We start from the raw sequence: 22,028 nt of genomic DNA on the forward strand, positions 1-22,028 counted from the left end.
GTCATGCCATCCAGTTCCCGCCATCGACCCCGAAGGTCTGGGCGCAGATGTATTCGGCCTCATCGGTCGCAAGGAAGATCGCCATGCCTGTCAGGTCCTGGGCAGTGCCCATCCGGCCGAAGGGCACAGATTGCCCGACGATGCGCTTCTTTTCCCCCAAGGGGCGGTTTTCATATTTGGCGAAGAAGGCATCGACCCCGTCCCAATGTTCGCCCTCGACCACGCCGGGCGCGATGGCATTCACATTGATGCGGTGCGGGATCAGGTTCAGCCCCGCGCTTTGCGTGAGGCTGATGACAGCGGCCTTGGTGGCGCAATAGACGCCCACAAGGCTTTCGCCGCGCCGCCCGGCCTGGCTGGCCATATTGATGATCTTGCCGCCTTCGCCACGGTCGATCATGTGCCGCGCTGCCGCCTGCAGGCAGAAAAGCGTCCCCGCCACATTGACCGCAAAGAGGCGGTCGTAATCGCTGCGGGTGATTTCGACGATGGGGGCCGCGCTGAACAGCGCGGCATTGTTCACCAGAATGTCCAGCTTCCCCATTTTTTCAATGGCTTGGGCAAAGCCTGCCTCGATGCTATCCTGCCGGGTCACATCCATCTGGATGGCCACGGCCTGCGGGCCAAGGCTGGCTGCCGCCGCGGCCACGGCCTCGGCATTGATATCGGCCAGCGCCACGGTTGCGCCTTCGGCGATATAGGCGCGGGCGAATTCAAGCCCGATCCCGCGAGCAGCCCCGGTGATGAGAGCGGTTTTCCCCTGCAGTCTCATGCGATGGCCTTTCCGTTAGCGTCAAAGCGATAAAGCTTGCCCGCCTGCGGCGCGAGGCTGACGCGGTCGCCGTGGTGCAGGCCCATCTCGCCCGACACACGCACCGTCAGATCGCCGATCCCTTCGACATGGACCCGCAGGAAAGTGTCCGATCCCAGATGTTCGGCAATGCCCACAACGCCTTGCCACGGCCCGCCTTCGACCACGTCCAGATGCTCGGGACGCACGCCCAGCGTGGCGCAATCATGCTTGGCCGCTTCGGCCCCGGTGATGAAATTCATCTTCGGGCTGCCGATGAAGCCCGCCACGAACAGGTTCTGCGGGTTGCGATACAGCTCCAGCGGACTGCCCACCTGTTCGATCCGGCCCGCATTCAGCACGACGATCTTGTCGGCCATGGTCATCGCCTCGACCTGATCATGGGTCACATAGATCATCGTGGTCTTGAGGTTCTGGTGCAGCTCGCTGATTTCCTGCCGCATGGTCACACGCAGCGCGGCATCGAGGTTCGAGAGCGGTTCGTCAAACAGGAAGGCCGCCGGTTCGCGCACGATCGCCCGGCCGATGGCCACGCGCTGCCGCTGCCCGCCCGAAAGCTGCCCCGGACGCCGCTCCAGATAGCTGGAGAGGTTCAGGATGCGCGCGGCGTTTTCCACCTTGCGGTTCTGTTCCTCGACGCTTGCCCCGGCCATTTTCAGCGGGAAGGCAATGTTCTTGCGCACCGACATATGCGGATACAGAGCATAGCTCTGGAACACCATCGCCAGACCGCGCTTGGCGGGGGCGGCATCGGTGGCATCCTGCCCGTCGATCAGGATCTTGCCCGAGGACGTATCCTCAAGCCCCGCGATCAGTCGCAGCAGGGTGGATTTGCCGCACCCCGACGGGCCGACGAAGACCACGAATTCGCCATCGTTGATGGTCAGGTCCAGCGGGGGAATGACGGTCACGTCGCCAAAGACTTTCGTGACCGAGGAAAGGGTGATTTGTCCCATGAGTTACCTCACTTCACCGCGCCGAAGGTCAGGCCGCGGACGAGTTGTTTCTGACTGAACCAGCCAAGGATCAGGATGGGGGCGATGGCCATGGTGCTCGCCGCCGAGAGTTTGGCGTAGAACAGGCCTTCGGGTGACGAATAGCTGGCGATGAACTGGGTCAGCGGCGCCGCCTGCGAGGTGGTGAGCTGCAGCGTCCAGAAGGCCTCGTTCCAGGCGAGGATGATATTGAGCAGCAGCGTCGAGGCGATGCCCGGCACGGCCATCGGGGTGAGGATGTAAAGGATCTCGGCCTTGAGACCGGCCCCGTCCATCCGCGCGGCCTCAAGGATCTCACCGGGGATTTCCTTGAAATAGGTGTAGAGCATCCAGATCACGATCGGCAGGTTGATCATGGTCAGCACGCCCACGAGGCCGATGCGGCTGTCGAGCAGGCCGAAATCGCGGAACATCAGATACATCGGCACCAGAACGCCCACGGCGGGCATCATCTTGGTCGACAGCATCCACATCAGCAGATCCTTGGTGCGCTTGCCCGGCACGAAGGCCATGGCCCAGGCCGCCGGGATCGCGATGGCCAGCGCTACCAGCGTCGAGCCGACCGAGAGGATGACCGAGTTCCAGAAATGCAGCGCGTAGTTCGACCGTTCCTGCACCTCGTGATAGCTGTCGAGCGTCCAGGCGCTGGTCAACACGGCCAGCGGCGCCTTGATGGCATCGCCTTCGGATTTGAAGCCCAGAATGATGATCCAGAGGATCGGGAAGAAGATCAGGAACCCCACGGCCCAGGCGGCGGCGGTGACAATGCCCTTGCGGGTGGCAGACACTTTGCGGGACATGTCTCAGGCCTCCAGGTTCTTGCCGATCATCCGCATCAGGAAGATCGCAACGATATTGGCGAGGATGACGGCGATGATGCCCCCGGCCGACCCGCCGCCCACGTCGAAGTTCAGCAGCGACTGTGCATAGACGAGGTAAGGCAGGTTGGTGGACGCCGTGCCCGGTCCGCCGTTCGTGGTGACAAGGATTTCGGCAAAGACCGACAGCAGGAAGATCGTCTGGATCAGGATGACCACCGTGATCGAGCGCGTCAGATGCGGCAGCGTCAGATAGATGAAACGGTTGATCCAGTTCGCGCCGTCCATCTCGGCCGCTTCCATCTGTTCGCGGTCCAGGCTTTGCAGCGCGGTCAGCAGGATCAGCGTGGCGAAGGGCAGCCAGCTCCAGGCGACGATCACGATGATCGAGGCCAGTGGCGCATGGGACAGGAAATCAAAGGGCTGAAGCCCGAAGAACTTGGCGATATGGGCGAACATGCCGTTCACGGGGTTCATGAACATGTTCTTCCACACCAGCGCCGAAACGGTCGGCATGACGAAGAAGGGCGCAATCACCATGACCCGCACGATGCCCTGACCGAAGAAGGGCTGATCAAGCAGAAGTGCCAGCGCGATACCGCCCACCACTGTGATGATCAGAACGCCCACGACCAGCGTCAGGGTATTCCACAGCGCATCCCAGAAGGCGGCCTGTTTGAGGAAATAGGTGTAATTGCTGAAGCCTGCCCAGCTTTCCATGCCGGGATTGAGCAGGTTGTAGCGCAGGAAGCTGAAGTAGACTGTCATCGCCAGCGGCACGATCATCCACAGGAAAAGCAGGATGACGGCGGGAGAGACCATGAGGCGCGCAGCCGTCCGGGAGTGTTCGGTTGCCATGGCGGGTCCTGATTGTGAGGGGAGCGGGAAAAGACGGCGGGGCCGGGGGTTGGGAACCCGGCCCCGCACTGGGAGGAACGATTACTTGATGTAACCGGCCCGGGTCATTTCGTCGGTGGTGAGCTGCTGTGCCGCAGCCAGCGCATCGTCAAGCGAGGTCGTACCGGCAAGGGCAGCCGAGAACTGCTGACCGACGGCGGTGCCGATGCCCTGGAATTCCGGGATCGCCACGAATTGCACGCCGACATAGGGAACCGGGTCAACCGTGGGGGCGGTCGGGTCGGCCGAGTTGATGCTGTCGAGCGTCATCTTGGCGAACGGCACCTTCTGGTATTCCGGGTTTTCATAGAGCGAGGTGCGGGTGCCCGGGGGCACGTTCGCCCAGCCCTCTTTCGACGCCACGACCTCAAGATATTCCTTCGAGGTTGCCCAGGCGACAAAGGCCTTGGCGGCATCGGCCTTCTGCGTGCCTGCCGGAATGCCCAGCGACCAGGCCCAGAGCCAGTTGCCGCGCTTGCCCTTGCCGGTGTCGGGGGCCAGCGCGAAGCCGACCTTGTCGGCCACGGTCGAATCCTTGGGGTTGGTCACGAACGAGGCGGCGACGGTGGCATCGATCCACATGCCGCATTTGCCCTGCTGGAACAGTGCCAGGTTTTCGTTGAAGCCGTTGTTCGAGGCGCCGGGCGGGCCGTAGTTGGTCATCAGGTCCAGATAGTCGGTGAGGGTGGCTTTCCAGGCCTCGCCGTCAAACTGGGGTTTCCAGTCCATGTCGAACCATTTGGCGCCATAGCTGTTGGCCATTGCCGACAGGAAGGCCATGTTCTCGCCCCAGCCGGCCTTGCCGCGCAGGCAGATGCCGTAGACTTCGTTCGACTTGTCGGTCATCGCCTTGGCGGCGGCCTTGATGTCGTCCCAGGTGGGGGCGTCGGGCATGGTCAGGCCCGCCTTCTCCATCAGGTCCTTGCGATACATGACCATGGAGCTTTCGCCGTAGAAGGGCGCGGCATAGAGTTCGCCGTCCACGGTCAGACCGCCGCGGATGGCGGGCAGCAGGTCGTCCACGTCGTATTCGGCGGGCAGGTCATTGAGCGACACGAGCCAGCCCTGCTTGCCCCAGATCGGAACTTCGTAGGTGCCGATGGTCAGCACGTCGAACTGGCCACCCTTGGTGGCGATGTCGGTGGTCACTTTCTGGCGCAGAACGTTCTCTTCCAGCGTCACCCACTCGACCTTGATGTCGGGGTGTTTGGCATAGAAGTCGTCCATCAGACCCTGCATGCGGATCATGTCGCCGTTGTTCACGGTCGCCACGGTGATGGTGGTTTCTGCCATGGCGGCCCCGCCAAGGGTCAGCGCCACGGTCGCGCCCAGTACGGCGCGGAGAGACAGATTCATCAGTATTCCTCCCTGACTGCGAATGAGCATTTCATCGCATGATGGGTAAATGCTCATATCTGGGAGTGAGTCGTCAATCCCCCAGATTCGCTGCAACCGCGAAGGTCAGGCGAGCTTCAGGACCGCTTCGGCCGTGGGGATGTCAGTCACCAATCCGTTGATAATATTCGATTTTAGCGCACCGCGAATCGCCCGAACCTTGGTTGCGCCCGCAGCAATGCCAATGGCAGGACGGGCAAGCCCCGGTTCCACCCGTACCCCGCCTGTCCGCAGGTTCAGACCGAAATCGAGGTAATTGCCGTCCGAATCAAAGACCCAACCCGCGATCTCTCCGGCGGCACCGGCGGCCTGCATCTCGGCCAGTTCGGCGTGGGAGACAAAGCCGTCGGTCTGCAGCGGCGCGTCATCCGACATCTGCCCGACGCCGACAAAGATCACATCTGCCGCGCGGGCCAGTTCCAGCACGCGCTGCACCGGCCCCAGCGCGTGAAAGGCCGCGCGTTCGGCCACGGTGGGCGAAATCACCGGGACGGGCATGGGATAGTGGGGGGCGCGGACCTTGTCGGCAATGCGCATGACCACGTCGAAGAAACTGGCCGAGCCATCGGGGGCGATATTGCCGATCAGGGAAACCAGCCGGTGCTGCGGGGCATCAATCGGGTTCATCCCCTCGACCAGCCCGCGCAGCGCCCGCCCGGTGCCCAAGCCGATCACCATCGGATCGGGCATCCGCAGAAAGCGCTCCAGCTCGGCCGCGGCGGCCGATCCGATGGCCAGAACCGGGTCTGCCCCGGCGCCAAGCCCCGGCACCACGCGGCAGCGCGTCAGGCCGAACCGGTCGCGCAGCGCGGCTTCGAGATCCATGCAGGCGCCGATCCGGTGATTGAGCCGCACCTGAATCAGGCCATCGGCCATCGCCCGGCTGACCAGCCGCTGCGCGCGCTGCCGGCTGACCCCCATCTCGGCCGCGATCTGATCCTGCGTCATGCCCCCGACGTAATAGAGCCAGCCCGCCCGGGCAGCTTCATCCTGAAGGGTGGGTTCGGGGTCAAAACGGCTCATGATCGGCCTCTGAAATCAGGGTGCAAGGCAAGGAAACTGCTAAAGTCGTGAAAGTGGCGCTCAGGGCGAGCGTCTTCCGGTTCGGGCAACCAGCCGCCGGCCATGTGGCTGCCACCGGTAAAGCGCCAGACGGCCATGCCTGCCGCACGGGCGGCGCGGATGCCGGTCAGGCTGTCTTCGATCACCAGGCAGCGGTCGGGCGCCACGCCGCAGGCCGCCGCCGCATGCAGGAAAAGGTCTGGCGCAGGTTTGCCCCGCGCCACCATCGAGGCGGTGAAGAGCCGCGGCCCGACCAGATCGCCCAGCCCCACCAGCTGCAAGGACATCTCGGCGCGTTTGGGGCTGGAGGACGTGGCCACGCAACGCGGAAGTGCCAGCCCGTCCAGCGCCGCCCGCACCCCGGGCATGACCTGCAGCTCGGTCTCAAAGGCGGCAAGCAGCCGCGCGCGGTAGCGGTCTTCGAAATCGGGCGGCAGATCCAGCCCAAATTCGGTGCGGATCGTCTGCATCACCGTGGGGTAGCTGCGCCCGAGGAAGTGGCGCGCGACATAATCGAGGTCGATATGCACGCCCAGCCGATCCAGCTCGCGGATCAGCATCCGGGCAGAGATGATCTCGCTGTCGATCAGCACCCCGTCACAGTCGAAGATCACAAGGTCAAAGCTTTGGGTCATGTTTCCCCCTTTAGCGGCAAGGCACGGGGGGAAACAAGAAAACTCGCCGCTGCGCTGCGGCATCGGGCGTCAGAAGGCGTCGCCGCCGCTCGCCTCTTGCCAGGGGCGCACAAGGTTGCCGAAGCGGGTGAACTTGCCCTCGAAGGACAGCTCGACCGAGCCGATGGGCCCGTGACGCTGCTTGCCGATGATGACCTCGGCCTTGCCATGCACCTGCTCCATGATCGCCTGCCAGGCGGCCATCTTCTCCAGCTCGTGATCGCCCGGCTTTTCCCGTTCCTTATAATATTCGTCGCGATAGACGAACATCACAACGTCGGCGTCCTGTTCGATCGAGCCCGATTCGCGCAGGTCCGACAGTTGCGGGCGCTTGTCCTCGCGGCTTTCGACCGTCCGGCTGAGCTGCGACAGTGCGATGACGGGGATGTTCAGCTCTTTGGCGATGGCCTTGAGGCCTTGGGTGATCTCTGAGACCTCTTGCACGCGGTTCGTCTCGCCTCGGCCGGTGCCTTTCAGCAGCTGAAGATAGTCCACCATCAGCACGTCAAGGCCGTGGGTGCGTTTCAGGCGTCGCGCCCGCGCGGCCACCTGACTGATCGGCAGGGCGGGGGTGTCATCGATGTAAAGAGGGCAGCTTTCCAGCGATTTCGCGGCTTCCACAAAGCGGCGGAATTCGTTTTCGGTCATGTCCCCGCGGCGGATCTGTTCCGAGGGCACCTCGGAGGCTTCGGAGAGGATCCGCGCGGCAAGCTGTTCGGCGCTCATCTCGAGGCTGAAGAACCCGACACAGCCGCCTTCCACCGCCCCTTCGCCGCCATCGGGCAGACGGCCGCGGCGATAGGCCTTGGCCACGTTGAAGGCGATGTTGGTGGCGAGCGAGGTTTTCCCCATCGAGGGACGACCGGCCAGGATAATGAGGTCCGAGGGGTGCAGCCCCCCCAGCTTCTTGTCGAGGTCCACCAGCCCGGTCGAGATCCCGGCCAGACCGCCGCCCCGCTGATAGGCGGCATTGGCGCTGTTCACGGCCTCGGTCACGGCCTTGAGGAAGGATTGGAAGCCGCGTTCGGCCACCCCCTGTTCGCCGAGTTTGTAAAGGCGCTGTTCCGCCTCGGTGATCTGTTCGCGCGGCTCGGAGGACACCTCGACCCGCGTGGCCTTGGCGGCAATATCGCGCCCCAGCGCGATCAGTTCGCGCCGTACCGCCAGATCATAGATCATCTGGGCATAGTCGCGCGCGGCAAAGGCGGAAATCGCGGCCCCGGCCAGACGCACCAGATAGGCGGGTCCGCCGAGTTCGCGCAGACCGGCGTCATCTTCCAGAAAGGCCTTCAGCGTGACGGGCGAGGCCAGCGCGTTCTTCTGGATGCGCGCGGCGGCAATTTCAAAGATGCGCTGGTGGACGGGGTCAAAGAAATGCTCGGCGCGCACAAGGGCCGCGATGCGGTCATAGACATCGTTGTTCGTCAGGATTGCGCCCAGCAGCTGCTGTTCGGCCTCGATGTTATGGGGCAGCGCCTCGGTCCCGGGGGCGGTTGCGGTGGGCAGATCGCTGCGGATCTTTGCGACTTCGTTCATGTCCAGCCTCATCCCCCGGTTCTTGGACGTTGCCTTTAGCCTGCCTGTCCGATCGGGGGCAATCGGGGCAAGTCTGTGCATCAGTCTGGGGATAAATCCGCGTCGCCCGGTCAGCCCCGCCAGTAATGGCAGAGGGGGCAGGGCGGCCCACCAGATCTTGAAGGCACAGCAACAGTGTTATCACGATATGCGATTCGGCGCAGGAGTTGTCCTGCGCCGATCCACAGCCTTATCCACAGGTGTCTAACAGAGCGGCGGTTTTCCGCCCGCCTGCCGGGGCTTAGCCCTTGCGGGCTTCCTGCCAGGCGCGGGGATCATTGAGGAAGGCCTCGACCCCGGCCAGCGTCTCTTCGTCGAAGGCGCCCTGGGCGCGGGCCTCGGCCAGCACGTCCCACCAGGTGCAGAGATAATGCAGCTTCACGCCATGGGCGCCCAGCTTTTCCTCGGTGTCCTTGAAGATGCCGTAGTAGAAGATCACCGCCGTGTGACCGCAGGTCGCGCCGGTTTCGCGGATCGCATCCACGAAGGAGAGTTTCGACCCGCCGTCGGTGGTCAGGTCTTCCACCAGCAGCACGCGCTGGCCTTCGGTCATCGCGCCTTCAATGCGGGCATTGCGGCCATAGCCCTTGGGTTTTTTGCGGACATAGGTCATCGGCAGGGCCAGACGTTCCGCCACCAGCGCGGCAAAGGGGATGCCCGCGGTTTCGCCCCCGGCGATATTGTCAAAAGCCTCGAACCCCGCTTCGCGCATCACGGTGACCGAGAGGAAATCCATCAGCGCCGAACGGATGCGCGGATAAGAGATCAGCTTGCGGCAGTCGATATAGGTGGGCGAGGGCAGGCCCGAGGCAAGCGTGAAGGGTTCGCGCGCATTGAAATGCACCGCCTTGATTTCCAGCAGGGCGCGGGCGGTCAGGCGGGCGATTTCCTCTTTCGACGGAAAGGCGGTCGGGATCATGCGGGGTATCCTTTGCGGCAGCAGCAGGTGCGGGCGGCCCGGCAACCATGGCCGGGCGCCCGAAGGCAGGGTTCAGGCTTCGACCGCCCAGTAAAGCGGGTAGCCGGGGTTGAAGACGGTGACGGGGCCGGCCTCGGTCAGGATCTTGTCCGGATAGGCATGGGGCGTCTCATGCTTGACCAGACGGATCGTCGCCTCATTCACCGGCAGGCGGTAGAAGGCGGGACCATTGCGCGAGGTGAAGGCCTCCAGCCGGTCCAGCGCGCCTTCCTCTTCGAAGACATGGGCCAGACAGGACATGGTATTGGTCGCGGTGAAACAGCCCGCGCAGCCGCAGGAATGTTCCTTCAGGGCATCCACATGCGGGGCGCTGTCGGTGCCAAGGAAGAAGCACCCCTCGCCACTGGTCGCGGCGGCCCGCAGCGCCAGACGGTGCTTTTCGCGCTTGGCGACAGGCAGGCAGTAGTAATGCGGCTTGATCCCGCCCACCAGCATGTGGTTGCGGTTGATGATCAGGTGGTGGGTCGTGATCGTGGCGCCCAGATCGGGGCCGCCCGCACGGGCATAGGCCACGCCTTCTTCGGTGGTGATATGTTCCATCACCACGCGCAGGCCGGGCGTCTTGCGGCGCAGCGGGTCCAGCACGGTATCGATGAACACGGCCTCGCGGTCGAAGATGTCGACCTCATGGGTGGTGACTTCGCCATGCACGCACATCGGAAGCCCGATTTCGGCCATGGTTTCCAGCACGGCGCGGACCTTTTCGAAATCGCGCACGCCCGAATGGCTGTTGGTGGTGGCCCCGGCCGGATAAAGCTTGACCGCCTTCACCAGACCGCTTTCGGCCGCCGCGCGCACATCGGCGGGGTCGGTGTCCTCGGTCAGATAGAGCGTCATCAGCGGCTCGAAGCTCGCGCCTTCGGGCATCGCCGCCAGAATGCGGTCGCGGTAGGCCGCGGCCTGCGCCCCGGTCACGACCGGCGGCACGAGGTTCGGCATCACGATCGCGCGGGCGAAATGGCGCGCGGTTTCGGGCAGGACACCCTGCAGCATCGCGCCATCGCGCAGGTGCAGGTGCCAATCGTCGGGGCGGCGGAGCGTGAGGGTCTGGGTCATGCCCTGCGGTTAGCGAAAGGACACGGATTCTTCCAGCGGATTTTCCTGTGGCGGGCAGGGTCCGGGGGCGGTTAGGCTGGGTAAAACAACCGGAGGTTTCGGATGCGCTTTCACGGGGGATGCCAATGCGGCACGGTGCGCTTCACGGTCGAGGCGAGCCTCGATCACCCGATCGTCTGCAATTGCTCGCGCTGTCAGAGGCTCGGCTCGGTGCTGGTCTTTGCGCCTCGTGCGGGCTTTGATCTGGAAGCGGGCGAGGGCGCGCTGACCGAGTTCCTGTTCAACCGCATGGCCATCCGGCATCTGTTCTGCAAGACCTGCGGGATCGAAAGCTTTGCCTATGGCGCCATGCCCGATGGAACCGAAATGGTCGCGGTCAATGTGAACTGCCTTGAGGGGGTGGACCCCCGCGCCATTGCCGCCACCGCCCAAGCCGTCGATGGGAGGTCGTTCTGAATGCGGGCCCTTTTTCTTGCCGTTTGCCTGCTGGTGCCCGCCCCCCTTTGGGCGCAGGTCGATTGCGCCAATGCGGTGGCGCAGATGGAAATGACCTATTGTGCCGAACAAGATTGGAAGGCCGCCGATGCCGATCTGAATGCGGCCTATGGTGCCGCGCGCGACATGATGCGCGGGATTGACGCCGATCTGCCGGCTTCGGAACGCGGGGCGGAACAGAACCTGAAAGAGGCGCAGCGCGCCTGGATCACCTTCCGGGACAAGGCCTGTGCCGCCGAGGGATATACCATGCACGGCGGTTCGGCCGAACCGATGGTGGTTTATGGATGCATGGCCAATCTGACGGCCGAGCGGGCACGGGGGTTGTGGTCGCTGACAGGCGGCGAATGACGCCTCAGCTTTCGCTCCGGCTGGCAAGCTGGGCCTCAAGCTCGGCCTGCCGTCGCCGGAATCGCGGGGCTGAAACACGCGCATTGACCGACCGGCAGATCGAGATGGCGCGGGCGATCCTGCCCTCGCCCTCGACATGGCCAAGGATGTTCTTGAGGTAGGGACCAAAGACCCGCCGCCGCCGCCACAGGCGGTGAAACTCCAGCGCAGTCATCCGGCCTTCGCAGGCGGTACGCAGCAGGGGCGGCAGAACGCCCATCGCGTTCAGCGCCTGTTCCATGCGGTCGCCCAGGAATGGGGTCCGCAGCTTTGTCACGAAGGGTTTGGTGAACAGCGCGGCATGCATGGCATCTTCGGTCACGCGCGGATCGTAGATCACGAAAACCTCGCCCGCGCCCTCGACCATGTCGGGGGCATAGCCGAAGCGGTCGGTAAAGTTCAGCCGCCGCTGCGCCAGATCGCGCCGGTCCCATCCCGCGACGGCGGGGTCAAGCGTCGCGCGGGGCGCCAGCGCCACAACGGTGGCACCGGGCGCGCAGACAGAATAGGCGCAGGCGGCATAGCCCGCCATGCCCGCACCGTAAAAGACCACATGGTCGAAATCTTCAAAGAAGGCGTCATCGACCAGACGGTCGAAATAGCGGTAAATCGCAGGATCGCGATACCAGGTCTCACCCTCGGCAATCAGACAGAGCTGGGACCAGCCCTTTTCCTCGGCGATGGAAAGGCCGAAGGGCATCTGATTGGGGCGGGCGCGGATCGCATCGAGGCTTTCGAACGTGACCAGAAGCGTCGCCCCTTCATCCGCGAAAAAGGCGTGGTGGCGGGCGCCGAGCGGTTCAAAATACCCCTCTTCGGCGCAAATTTCGTCCATCCGCGCCAGCCAGCTGGCACGGTCGGTGGCCATCGACGCATCATAGCGCGCGGGCCTGGCTTGGACTGGGTCTGCCATTGTGGTCCTGCAAGAGCAAAGTTTTCAAAACATATAGCAAGTGACATGCCAGTGTCGCGTGTCGAAAGCAGGCAGACAAGGGGGCAGCCTTGGGGCAGCCCTGAAACAGTGGGTATCGATTGTTTCCCGCAGGCCGTGGTTTCAGCCGGGCGAGGGTCGCCCTTGCGCCCAGATCTGCCGTGCCTCTTCGGCCGTCAGCACGCGGCTGGGGGGCGTCAGCATCAGCCGCCCAAAAAGGGCGCGGACCTCTTCCTCTTGCATCAGGGTCTGGAACCGGGCGCGCCGCCAGTCCCGCGCGGCGGCCAGCAGCCCGGCCAGCACCGGATCGGCCAGCAGGGCCGCCCGTTCCGCGCCGCTGTCGAGCTGCAGGATGGAGCGATCCTCGCAGGCGCTGAAATTGCGTTCGACCCAATAGCCCATGTCGAACCCCGCCGCCGCCCTATTGGCGCGGCCCCGGGCGCATTTGAGGATATAGTCCTCCATCGACCCCAGCGCATAATGATTGAGCTGCACAAGGCCATAGGGATCGCGCCCCAGATCGGAAAAGACCCGGCTGGTCAGATAGGCGCCACCAAGGGGGGTGCCGCTGCCATCGACCCAGCGCGCATCGGGCAGGCGGCTCTGGTCGGGCGCACGGGGGCGATGGACCCCAAGACGCCCATAGGTGCCATCATTGCGAAAGAGCGTCTTGAACATCAGCGCACGCCAAGGCCAATGCAGCACCGCGGGCGCGCAGCGGGTGAAGGTTTCCGTCACCGGGCGGTCATTAGCCCCGATCACCCCTGCATTGCCGAACATCCGCCAGGTCAGCGGAATGGCCGTGGCGCCCGGCAGCGCCGCCAGCAGATCGGGCAGGCGGCGGGCGCCAGTGTGGATGTTCACATATTCATCGACATCCAGAAACATCACCCAATCGGCCACAACCAGCAGCGGGTGATCGTCAGCCCGGCGGAGCGCGGCCCATTGCGGCCCCTTGGGCCAGGGTCCGGGGTTCGGCAGATGGGTCAGCAGGCCCAGATCCTGCATCCGGTCAAGCATCCGGTCCGTGCCATCGCGGCAATCATTGGAAAAGACCAGAAAGTCGGTAAAGCCCACGGCCCGGTGGTGGGCAAGCCAATCCAGCAGCCCCGCCCCTTCATCCTTCACACAGGTGATGGCCAGAAAGCGGGTCATGCGGCCTCGGGATTGGCGCGCACATCGACCGCCCGTGTCCGATGCCACCGGATCGCCCGCTGATGCAGCGTGTTCAGGCGGCGATCTTCCAGCAACAGCCCCAGCCACAGATCGACCTCTTCGTCGTAGCGACGGATCAGATCGCAGGCTTCGCCGTCCCGGTTATCAAGCCGATCATCAACATCGGTGCCGTGGTGCCGCTTTTCCGTGCCACTCGCCGTCTTGACCGGCAAGCCGTCTGGCGACCGGATGGCATAGTGGTTGACCTGCGCGTGGCGGTAATCTGCCGGACCCTGCGGTTGCGCCGATCCGTCCCGGAAGGCAATCCCACCGGGCAGTTCAACCCGGATGTCGCGCGATGGATCCGCCTGCGGGGGCGGCGCGGCCAGGCCCGGCGGCAAGAGGTGCGGCAAACGTGTGGCCCGGACCAGCGATCTCTGCGTCTGATGCTGCAGCCCCGAGGTGGCATCAGCCAAGGTGACCTGCCCGGTGATCGGGCCTTCGCCGGCGTCCTTTCCGGTCCTGCCGATGGGACGCAAGGACACGGAAATGGCGTCGACGTCAGGGCTTGCCGCCGCGACCAGTGCCCGGACCGATCCGTCGCCAAGGCGCGTGGCAAGGAATTCGTCTGCCCCACAGAGATAGATCCAGTCCGCGCGCTGAACCTCATCATAGGTCATGGCCTGCCGCAGTGCGCGGCGCTGGATCGACTGGCCGGGGCGATAGCGCGTCTCATGCGCCCGCACGAGGCCGAGCTTTTGCAGCCGCACCACCATCTCGGTGGTCGTGTCTTCGCAATCATTGGTGCAGATCACCAGATGGTCAAAGCCGAGCGCCTTGTGATGCGCCACCCATTCCAGCAGGAAGGGGCCTTCGTTCTTCATCGTGGTGATGACGGTAAAGATATCGGTCTGGGGCATGCGGGCTTGTGTCCGGGTGCTGGGGTCAGTGTTCCGCCTCGCCGTGGAATTCCACGGTGAAGAAGAAATCGGCCGGCAGATCATCCAATGGCAGGTCTTCCGGGATTACCCCCGGCCCGGCGCTGAAGACCGCAGATCCGAAATGTTGCTGCAGACGGCAGAGCTTTTCCATGCGCGGGCCGGTCAGCTCGGCATAGAAGTTCTGATAGTTCTGCGTGGCCATCAGCTCGGTGATCTTGGCGCGGTGGCAGGCGACGGAATGGTCATGGGCGGCGCGAATGTCAGGGTCGGCCATCAAACGGTCAAACTCGGCCTGCGCTGCGGGGATCATGCGCTGGATGGACCGGTCCTCATCGAGGTTATGGTTCATGCGGAACCAGTAGTTCAGCCCCTGATCCCGATCGACATGGTTCACCCGGCCTCGGTCGCGCTTGACCAGAAAGCTTTCCGCGCTGCGTACGGCATAATGGTTCAGCTGCGCCCAGTCATAGCCATAGGTTTCAGTGGTCGAGCGCCAGGCATTGCGGAAGGATTCCTTCGGCATGGGCTTGCCCGACCCATTCAGCCAGCGCACCTCGCTCCAGAGATCGGGCTTCAGCCCCTTGGGACGGTGGACGCCGAATTTCTTGTAGATGTCGATATTGCGGAACAGGGTCTTGAAACCCCAGGCTTGGTGGGGTTTGCGGACCAGCTCGGGCGCGCAGCGGGTGAATTGGTCGATGAGGAAGCGGTCCTCATAGCCATGCACCTCGGAATTCCCGAACAGCCGCCAGGTGAGAGAGATCATGTTGGCGGTGCCCATGGCGGTGTAGAGCGCCTTCAGCGTCCCGTCGCCCACCTTCACATTGATGAATTCATCTACATCCATGCAGATGCCCCAGCCGCAATTCTGCATCACCGGTTCGGTTTCGGCGGCCTGCAATGCGGCATGCTGGGGTTTCAACTCGCCCCCCGGCTTCCAAGGGTTGGGGCGGTGCTGCACGATGCCCTTGGCGGTCAGCATCTCGAGCATGGTGTCCGTGCCGTCGGTGCAGTCATTGGTGTAGATGAGAAAGTCATCCACCCCGATGGCCCGATGATAGGCCAGCCATTCCAGAATGAAGGGGCCTTCGTTCTTCATGGTGGTAATGATGGCCGTGCGCCCGCCATCGACGGCCAGCGGCGCCGCCGCGCGGGGTTTCGAGACCGGCGGGCGGATCGGTTTGTGGCCCAGCAGCCCCCCGGACAGCGCCAGCAGCGCTTCATCCTCGATCAGCGATGATTTGGGGGCCAGCTCGCCCGAGCTGCGCCCCGGCACCCGGATCGCCATGGCGCGCAGGAAGGGGACGACGCCGTCCTCATCCGGTTTGACATAGGCGACACGGGCCATGCGCCAGCTGTTTTCCAGCCCCGCCTTGCCCGGCGCCACGCCCCAGCGGGCGATGCCCCGGCGGCCATCGAACTGTCGGCAGACGTGATCGCCAAAGGCGGCTTCGCGCCCCGGACGCACCCGCCACGGATAGATGCGGTGGCCCACCAGCATCACCACGCCATGCCGGGCCGTCTCGCAAAGGTCAAAGGCGCTGGGCGCCCCTTCGGCACGGGGGGCAAGGATATCTGTCACATCGAGCGTGAGGACTGCCCGCGCCTCGGCCAGAAAGCGCCATTTCGCCAGTTCCAGCAGGCTGCCTTCCCCCAGCGGGCTACGCCAGGGGTCGGGGGCGGGGGGCTCCATCCGGTCTTTGCCGGGGGCGTCGGGGGCCAGAAAGACGTGGTTCTCCGGGCCGAGGTCGGGCTTGCCCACCGGCACGGGGACATCGACCACCACCACCTTCAGATCCGCATCCCCCAGCGCCTGCGCCAGATCGGTGACAAAGGTCTGTGGCGCCTCGCCGGGCAGGCGATTGAAGATCAGCGCTCCTTGCAGCCCGTGGTGGCGCGCGTGATAGCGTAGCCCCTCGGCCACCTGTTCGGGCGTTTCTTCCAGACGAAAGCCCAATGTCACGTTGAGGTCACGGAACAGCTGCGTTTCAACATCACACGCCGGAACCTCGAGGCTGCGCCCCCCGGTCAGGGCCAGCCGGTCAGGCCCGTCGCCCGTGCGATCGGCCACCACGAGGAGCGAGCCGCCCAGCGGTCGTACCTCTTGGGGCAAGAGACACCCCGGCCCGCCATCGGGAAGCACGGCGGCTGCATCGGCCCCCGCTGCAAAGAACAGATGCAGCCGCCTGTCCGACGCGACCGCATCAAGAAGGACTGGCAGGCCGTCTGCGTCCGTCGGCCGGGCAAGAAGGCGGCGATGCAGCACCTGCGCTACGGCCATTCCCGTCTGCGATTTGCGCGGCGGCTTGCCTTTTTGCTCCGGTTGATCCTTCGGCATGCCTGCCCAATCCTTTGCCGTCAAATCCTGGCCCTTGGTATGACCCCGGGAAACAGATGCCATCATCGTTAACACGATGGCAACAATAGGGCAAAGACCCGGCCATTCGTCTGTCCGGGTGATTGGCAAAATGTGCTTTATCCGTCAGAGTGTTCCGAAAGATGGATCAAGCGGGTCGCTATGGCCCGGACGACGGGCGGGTGTCATGGCAAGAGTGCGCGAGGTTGGAACGCTCTGGATCGGGGGGGCGCTGAGCTGGATGGAGCAGCTCTGCCTCAAATCCTTCGTCGATGCAGGGCAGAAGATCACGCTCTTTTCCTACGAGGACATCCCCAATGTCCCTGAAGGCGTCATCCGCCGCGACGGGCGCGAGATCCTCGATACCGACAATTTCCTGAAATACGAAAAGAAGAACAGCTTCGCGCTGTTTGCCGATCTGTTCCGCCTGCACATGATCCGCAAATGCCCCGGCATGATCTGGGTCGATACCGATGTCTATTGCCAGGCACCGATGACCTACGAGTCCGACTATGTTCTGGGGTTCGAGCTTCCGGGCTCCAAGCGGGTGAACAATGCCGTTCTGGGCCTGCCCGCCGACAGCGATGTGCTGCGCGCGATGCTGGACTTTACCGAAGACCAGTTTCCCAACCCCGAATTCATGCGCCCCGAGGAGCGCGAGGCGCTTGAAGCCGCTGCGATGGCCGGTGATCCCGTGCATGTGACGCAGATGCCCTGGGGCGTCTGGGGGCCGCTGATGGTCACCCATTTCATTCATCGTTTCGGGCTGATCGATCAGGTGCAGCCGCTGCAGGCCTTTTACCCGGTCCCATTCCCGCGTCGGCGCGAATTCCTGCGCCGGGCCGAAGTGGCGGATATGTCGATCACCAAAGCCACGACGGCGCTGCATGTCTGGGCCTCGAACAAGAAAGAGCTGGGCACCCGTCATGGCGGGCTGCCTGCACCCGGAAGCTGGTTCGACCGTGCCTGCCGCAAACATGGCATCCGCCCCGGTGCGGCCCCCATCCTTGCCCGCGGCAACCGCCAGTTCGAGGCAACGCTGCTGGAGCGGATCGATCTTGAGGACGTGTCCGTCTTTGCCGATGTGACCGGCGCCTCGCCCATGCTGGGGCTTTTCGCGCATGAGCGCTGGGGCTGTGATGTCCTGCTGGTCGATCTGGACAAGCGTGGCGGCTTTGCCAAATCGCCGTCGCGCTGGCTGCGGAAGTACCGGGAATACCTGCTGGATCAGGGCGTGGCGCCGGAAAAGATCCGCGAAGCCCGCAGCGTCGCCGATCTTGAAGGCTGCGAGGTGATCGCCAATCTGTCGGGCTTTGGCGATACGCTCAAGATCGCGCATCTTGAGCCGGTTTTGGACAATTGCCTGACCGCCTCGACGATCCTGCTTGCCGATGTGCGCAAGGGCTCGGGTGCCTTTCCCTTCCTCAACCGCTATGGCGAATGCGAAATCCTGTCGAACCGCAGGCTCGATGATCAGTCGGTGCATCGGGTGATGTTCCGTGCGACCCGCGTCACTGCCCGCGAAAAGGGCGCAGGCAATGCCGCCGATTGGGCCGGGATCGCAGCAGGGCTTGCGGGCGAAGAGGGCTGGTATCGCGCCAATAGCGACCACTCCTTCCTTTTCGTGCCGCGGGATGCCGACACGCTGGTCGTGACCTTCGACAACCTCGATATCGCGATGGAAAAGCGCGAGGACCGCCGTCCCTGGGGCTTTTCCTTCATCGAAAAGCAGGGCTGGTCCATGCTGGGCGTCATGGCGAATGGCTGGACCTGGTATCGTGACCCCTGGGTTTGGGATCAGTTCGACGATCTGGCGCAAAGCGGCTTCTTCAAGGGCTTCCGCCGCGTGGTCTTTTATGGCGCCTCCATGGGTGGCTATGCCGCCTGCGCCTTCAGCGCGGCCCATCCGGGCTGCGAGGTGCTGGCCATCAGCCCGCAATCCACGCTCGACAAGACGCTCGTCCCCTGGGAGACGCGCTATGTCATCGCCTGGGGGCGCGATTTTTCGGGGCGCTATGGCGATGCGGCGCTGGTGTCGGCGGCGGCGGCCAAGGTCACGCTGCTTTATGATCCCTATGAGGCGCTCGATTCCGCCCATGTGGCGCGGTTCGAAAACCCCAATGTGCTGAAGCTGCGCGCGCCGCTTCTGGGCCATCGCCTCGGGTCCAGTCTGCAGCAGATGGGGGTGCTGTCGCCGATCACGCTGGGCGCCCTGAACGGCACCCTGACCGAGGTGGATTTCTATCGCACCCTGCGCGCCCGCAAGAGCTTTGGCCGCTACCAGAAAGAGCTGTTCAAGAAGGCCATGGCCCGCGGTCGCCCCGATCTGGCCCGACGTGTCGGCCGCTTCGTGCTGACGCGCGGCGCGAACCGCTACATCCGCAAGGAAATGGCCACCCTCGCCTGACCCCTCCAAAGGTCTTGGGGGTGGTCTTGGCCCTTGACCGCGACCGGCCGCCCCTGTCAGCATCCCCCAAAGCTGAGGAGCAGCCGTGACCGAGATCCCGCCCCCCGGAGTGCCGCAATCCATCGATGCGGTGGAACAGATGCTTGCCGCCGAAGGCTATGTCGCGGCGCGCGCGCTTTCGACCGTGGTCTTTCTGGCCCTACGCCTTGGCCGGCCGCTGTTTCTGGAAGGTGAGGCCGGGGTGGGCAAGACCGAAATCGCCAAGGTGATCGCCCGCGCGCTCGGGCGGCGCCTGATCCGGCTGCAATGCTATGAGGGGCTGGATGCGGCCTCGGCCGTGGCGGAATGGAACTTCGCCGCGCAGATGGTGGCGATCCGCACCGCCGAAGCGGCCGGAGGCGCGGACCGCGATCTTCTGAAGACCGAACTGTTCACCGAAGACTTCCTGATCGAACGCCCGCTTCTGGCCGCCATGCGCCCGCAACCCGGCGGTCCCCCCGTCCTGCTGATCGACGAACTCGATCGCACCGATGAACCCTTCGAGGCCTATCTGCTCGAGGCCCTCTCGGATTTCCAGGTCACCATCCCCGAACTTGGCACCGTACGCGCGCCCAGCCCGCCCATCGTCATCCTGACCTCCAACCGCACACGCGAGGTGCATGATGCCCTCAAGCGCCGCTGCCTCTATCACTGGGTCGATTACCCCACCGCGGAACGGGAACAGCAAATCCTCACCGCCCGCTGCCCCGAGGCGCAAGAGGCGCTGTCGCGCGAAATCGTGGCCTTTGTCCAGAAACTCCGCACCGAGGATCTTTTCAAGAAGCCCGGCGTCGCCGAAACCATCGACTGGGCGAAATGCCTGCTTGCGCTGGATGTGATCTCCCTCACCCCCGAGGTCATCGCCGATACGCTGGGCGCCATCCTCAAATATCAGGACGATATTCAGAAACTGCAGGGCTCGGCCGCAAAACGCCTGCTCGATGACATTCGCAAGGATCTGGCCCCCGCATGACCCTGCTCCCCTTTCATCTTGGTCAAAATATCCCACGGGGGGTGCGGGGGGCGTGAAGCCCCCCGCGTGCACCGATGGCCACCTATGCCGACCTCGCGCTTCCTGATGATGGCAAGCTTTCGCGCAATATCCTGTGGTTCGCCCGGGCGCTGCGGAAGGCGGGGCTGCCCATCGGGCCGGGCCGGGTGATCGATGCCATCACCGCGGTGCAGGCGGTAGGATTTACCGAACGGCGCGATTTCTACTGGACGCTGCATGCCTGCTTTGTCAGCCGCCCCGAACATCGCGCGGTCTTTGCGCAGGTCTTCCGGCTCTATTGGCGCGATCCGCGTTACATGGAGCAGATGATGTCGCTCATGCTGCCCGCCATTCGCGGCGTGCAAGAGGAACGTCGCGCCGAGGCCGCCGAAAAGCGCGCGGCCGAGGCGCTGCTTGACGGTGCAAACCGCGACCTGCCGCAGGCCCCCGAGGCCCCGTCAGACGATGATCAGGTCGAGATCGACGCCTCGGCCACCATGGCGCGGGAAGAGCGGCTGAAAACGCTCGATTTCGAACAGATGTCGGTGGCCGAGATTGCCGCGGCAAAGCGGATGCTGGCCAAATTGCAGCTTCCTGTCCGCCCGCTGCCATCGCGCCGGCAGGTTCCGGCATTGACGGGGCGGGCTATCGACCCCCGCGCCACGCTGCGCGCGGCCCTGCGGCAGGGCGGCGAGATCACGTCACTGGCGCACCGTCGCCCCGCCACGCGCTGGCCCAATCTGGTGGTGCTGTGCGACATTTCGGGGTCGATGTCGCAGTATTCGCGCATGGTGCTGCATTTCCTGCATGCCGTAGCCAACCGCAAGGGGCAGGGCTGGGCGCGGGTGCATGGGTTCACCTTCGGCACGCGGCTGACCAATATCACCCGCCACCTGCGCCAGCGCGATGTCGATGCCGCGCTGCGCGCCGCGGGGGCCGAGGCGCAGGATTGGTCGGGCGGCACCCGAATTGGCGCCTGCCTGCACAACTTCAACCGGGATTGGTCGCGCCGCGTGCTGGGGCAGGGGGCGGTGGTGCTGTTGATTACCGATGGCCTTGACCGGGATGACAGCGGCCAGCTTGCGCGCGAGATGGAGCGGCTCCACCTCTCGGCCCGCCGCCTGATCTGGCTGAATCCGCTGCTGCGCTGGGAAGGGTTTGCCCCGCGGGCCACCGGCATCCGGGCGATGATGCCCCATGTCGATGCCTTTCGCGCGGGCCATTCCATCGCCTCGCTGGAATCGCTTGCGGCGGCCATTTCCGACCCGGCCGATGCGGGCGAAAAGGCCCGGATGCTGGCCTTGCTGGCAGGATCGTGACTGTTCGTGAACGAACAGAGTCTGTTCAGATTCAGTGAATTGTGTGCAGATCAGCCCCTGTGCAAATTGTGCACATGCAGCATGGCTGCGCTGAAACAGCTCACGACGGAGTATCATTGTGATCCGCCTTTCCACCCTTTCCCTGATTGCTGCCCTTTCCGCCGCCCCGGCCTTCGCCGCGCCCGAGGCCTATGTGCTGGACCCCAGCCACAGCCAGATCGTGTTCAGCTATAACCACCTTGGTTTCTCGACCGGCTATGGCATGTTCTCGGGCTTCGAAGGCAAGATCGCCTTCGACCAGGCTGAACCGGCCAATTCGTCGGTGGAAGTGTCCTTCCCGGTGAAAACCATGCTGACCGGCTGGCAGGCGCGTTTTGATCACTTCATGTCGCCCGATTTCTTCGGCGCCAATGCAGACAGCGACGTGACCTTCAAATCGACCGGGATCGAAGTGACCGGCGAAAAGACCGCCAAGATTTCGGGTGATCTGACGCTGAACGGCGTGACCAAGCCGGTCGTGCTGGATGCCACCCTGACCCAGACCGGCGAACACCCGATGGAGAAAAAGCCGTGGGCTGGTTTCACCGGGACCACTGTGCTGAAGCGTTCGGACTTCAACCTTGGCATGTTCGCGCCCTATGTCAGCGACGAAGTGAATGTCCAGATCTCGATCGAGGCATCCAAAGCAGAGTGATTTTTGCCCAAGGGCAAGAGAGAGGGCCGGGTTTTCCCGGCCCTTTTT

The 22,028-nt window shown here is 64.2% G+C and carries 20 protein-coding genes; 6 read left to right on the top strand and 14 right to left on the bottom strand.

The annotated features are described in order from the left end of the window. Position 1 precedes the first annotated feature (1 nt). From IE101_RS00575 to pyrC, 10 genes are all read right to left on the bottom strand, one after another. Complete coding sequence (locus IE101_RS00575; RefSeq protein WP_189631865.1) at positions 2-772, bottom strand: L-iditol 2-dehydrogenase; 771 nt, start codon at positions 770-772, stop codon at positions 2-4. After that, positions 769-1,767, bottom strand: coding sequence for an ABC transporter ATP-binding protein (locus IE101_RS00580; protein ID WP_189631866.1), 999 nt, complete (start codon positions 1,765-1,767; stop codon positions 769-771). The genes IE101_RS00575 and IE101_RS00580 overlap by 4 nt, the downstream gene beginning before the upstream one ends. A gap of 8 nt (positions 1,768-1,775) precedes the next feature. Beyond that, a complete protein-coding gene (locus tag IE101_RS00585; RefSeq protein WP_189631867.1) occupies positions 1,776-2,606 on the bottom strand; it encodes a carbohydrate ABC transporter permease in 831 nt (276 codons plus the stop codon). 3 nt (positions 2,607-2,609) lie between these two features. Beyond that, complete coding sequence (locus IE101_RS00590) at positions 2,610-3,482, bottom strand: carbohydrate ABC transporter permease (protein WP_189631868.1); 873 nt, start codon at positions 3,480-3,482, stop codon at positions 2,610-2,612. 81 nt (positions 3,483-3,563) lie between these two features. Further along, the gene (locus tag IE101_RS00595) at positions 3,564-4,877 is read right to left on the bottom strand and encodes an ABC transporter substrate-binding protein (RefSeq protein WP_189631869.1); all 1,314 of its coding nucleotides are present in this window, start codon (positions 4,875-4,877) and stop codon (positions 3,564-3,566) included. Positions 4,878-4,982: 105 nt separating this feature from the next. Next, positions 4,983-5,942 carry a sugar-binding transcriptional regulator gene (locus IE101_RS00600; RefSeq protein ID WP_189632696.1) on the bottom strand — a complete coding sequence of 320 codons (960 nt, stop codon included), beginning with the start codon at positions 5,940-5,942 and terminating at the stop codon, positions 4,983-4,985. After that, positions 5,936-6,613 (bottom strand): HAD family hydrolase, encoded by a 678-nt coding sequence (locus tag IE101_RS00605; protein ID WP_189631870.1) that lies wholly within the window; start codon positions 6,611-6,613, stop codon positions 5,936-5,938. The genes IE101_RS00600 and IE101_RS00605 overlap by 7 nt, the downstream gene beginning before the upstream one ends. 69 nt (positions 6,614-6,682) lie before the next feature. After that, positions 6,683-8,188 (bottom strand): replicative DNA helicase, encoded by a 1,506-nt coding sequence (locus tag IE101_RS00610; RefSeq protein ID WP_189631871.1) that lies wholly within the window; start codon positions 8,186-8,188, stop codon positions 6,683-6,685. Positions 8,189-8,468: 280 nt separating this feature from the next. Continuing rightward, on the bottom strand, positions 8,469-9,146 hold the full coding sequence (locus tag IE101_RS00615; RefSeq protein ID WP_189631872.1) for an orotate phosphoribosyltransferase: 678 nt from the start codon (positions 9,144-9,146) through the stop codon (positions 8,469-8,471). Positions 9,147-9,218: 72 nt separating this feature from the next. Continuing rightward, positions 9,219-10,262 carry a dihydroorotase gene (gene pyrC, locus IE101_RS00620; RefSeq protein WP_189631873.1) on the bottom strand — a complete coding sequence of 348 codons (1,044 nt, stop codon included), beginning with the start codon at positions 10,260-10,262 and terminating at the stop codon, positions 9,219-9,221. Positions 10,263-10,364: 102 nt separating this feature from the next. Here pyrC and IE101_RS00625 point away from each other — a divergent pair, with 102 nt between their 5' ends. Both IE101_RS00625 and IE101_RS00630 read left to right on the top strand, forming a co-directional pair. Next, complete coding sequence (locus IE101_RS00625) at positions 10,365-10,718, top strand: GFA family protein (protein ID WP_189631874.1); 354 nt, start codon at positions 10,365-10,367, stop codon at positions 10,716-10,718. Next, positions 10,719-11,108, top strand: coding sequence for a lysozyme inhibitor LprI family protein (locus IE101_RS00630; protein ID WP_189631875.1), 390 nt, complete (start codon positions 10,719-10,721; stop codon positions 11,106-11,108). Between the two features lie 4 nt (positions 11,109-11,112). Here IE101_RS00630 and IE101_RS00635 read toward each other — a convergent pair whose 3' ends face one another. From IE101_RS00635 to IE101_RS00650, 4 genes are all read right to left on the bottom strand, one after another. Beyond that, entirely contained in the window at positions 11,113-12,015 is a 903-nt protein-coding gene (locus tag IE101_RS00635; RefSeq protein WP_189631876.1) for a phosphoadenosine phosphosulfate reductase, read from the bottom strand. A gap of 186 nt (positions 12,016-12,201) precedes the next feature. Next, on the bottom strand, positions 12,202-13,233 hold the full coding sequence (locus IE101_RS00640) for a glycosyltransferase family 2 protein (protein WP_189631877.1): 1,032 nt from the start codon (positions 13,231-13,233) through the stop codon (positions 12,202-12,204). Continuing rightward, on the bottom strand, positions 13,230-14,153 hold the full coding sequence (locus IE101_RS00645) for a glycosyltransferase family 2 protein (RefSeq protein ID WP_189631878.1): 924 nt from the start codon (positions 14,151-14,153) through the stop codon (positions 13,230-13,232). Before IE101_RS00645 ends, IE101_RS00640 begins: the two co-directional genes overlap by 4 nt. 25 nt (positions 14,154-14,178) lie before the next feature. Then, positions 14,179-16,455 carry a glycosyltransferase family 2 protein gene (locus tag IE101_RS00650; RefSeq protein WP_229803980.1) on the bottom strand — a complete coding sequence of 759 codons (2,277 nt, stop codon included), beginning with the start codon at positions 16,453-16,455 and terminating at the stop codon, positions 14,179-14,181. Between the two features lie 262 nt (positions 16,456-16,717). On the opposite strand from IE101_RS00650, the gene IE101_RS00655 reads away from it, so the two are divergent. The 4 genes from IE101_RS00655 (at position 16,718) to IE101_RS00670 (ending at position 21,980) form a co-directional block, all read left to right on the top strand. Then, a complete protein-coding gene (locus IE101_RS00655; protein ID WP_189631880.1) occupies positions 16,718-18,937 on the top strand; it encodes a hypothetical protein in 2,220 nt (739 codons plus the stop codon). A gap of 139 nt (positions 18,938-19,076) precedes the next feature. Further along, positions 19,077-19,949, top strand: coding sequence for an AAA family ATPase (locus IE101_RS00660; RefSeq protein ID WP_189632697.1), 873 nt, complete (start codon positions 19,077-19,079; stop codon positions 19,947-19,949). Between the two features lie 74 nt (positions 19,950-20,023). Further along, positions 20,024-21,286 carry a vWA domain-containing protein gene (locus tag IE101_RS00665; RefSeq protein WP_189631881.1) on the top strand — a complete coding sequence of 421 codons (1,263 nt, stop codon included), beginning with the start codon at positions 20,024-20,026 and terminating at the stop codon, positions 21,284-21,286. Between the two features lie 118 nt (positions 21,287-21,404). After that, positions 21,405-21,980, top strand: a complete 576-nt coding sequence (locus tag IE101_RS00670) for a YceI family protein (protein WP_373296032.1) — start codon at positions 21,405-21,407, stop codon at positions 21,978-21,980. The last annotated feature ends 48 nt before the right edge of the window (positions 21,981-22,028 follow it).

The sequence above is a fragment of the Gemmobacter lanyuensis genome (genome assembly GCF_014652355.1).
Classification (GTDB): domain Bacteria; phylum Pseudomonadota; class Alphaproteobacteria; order Rhodobacterales; family Rhodobacteraceae; genus Gemmobacter; species Gemmobacter lanyuensis.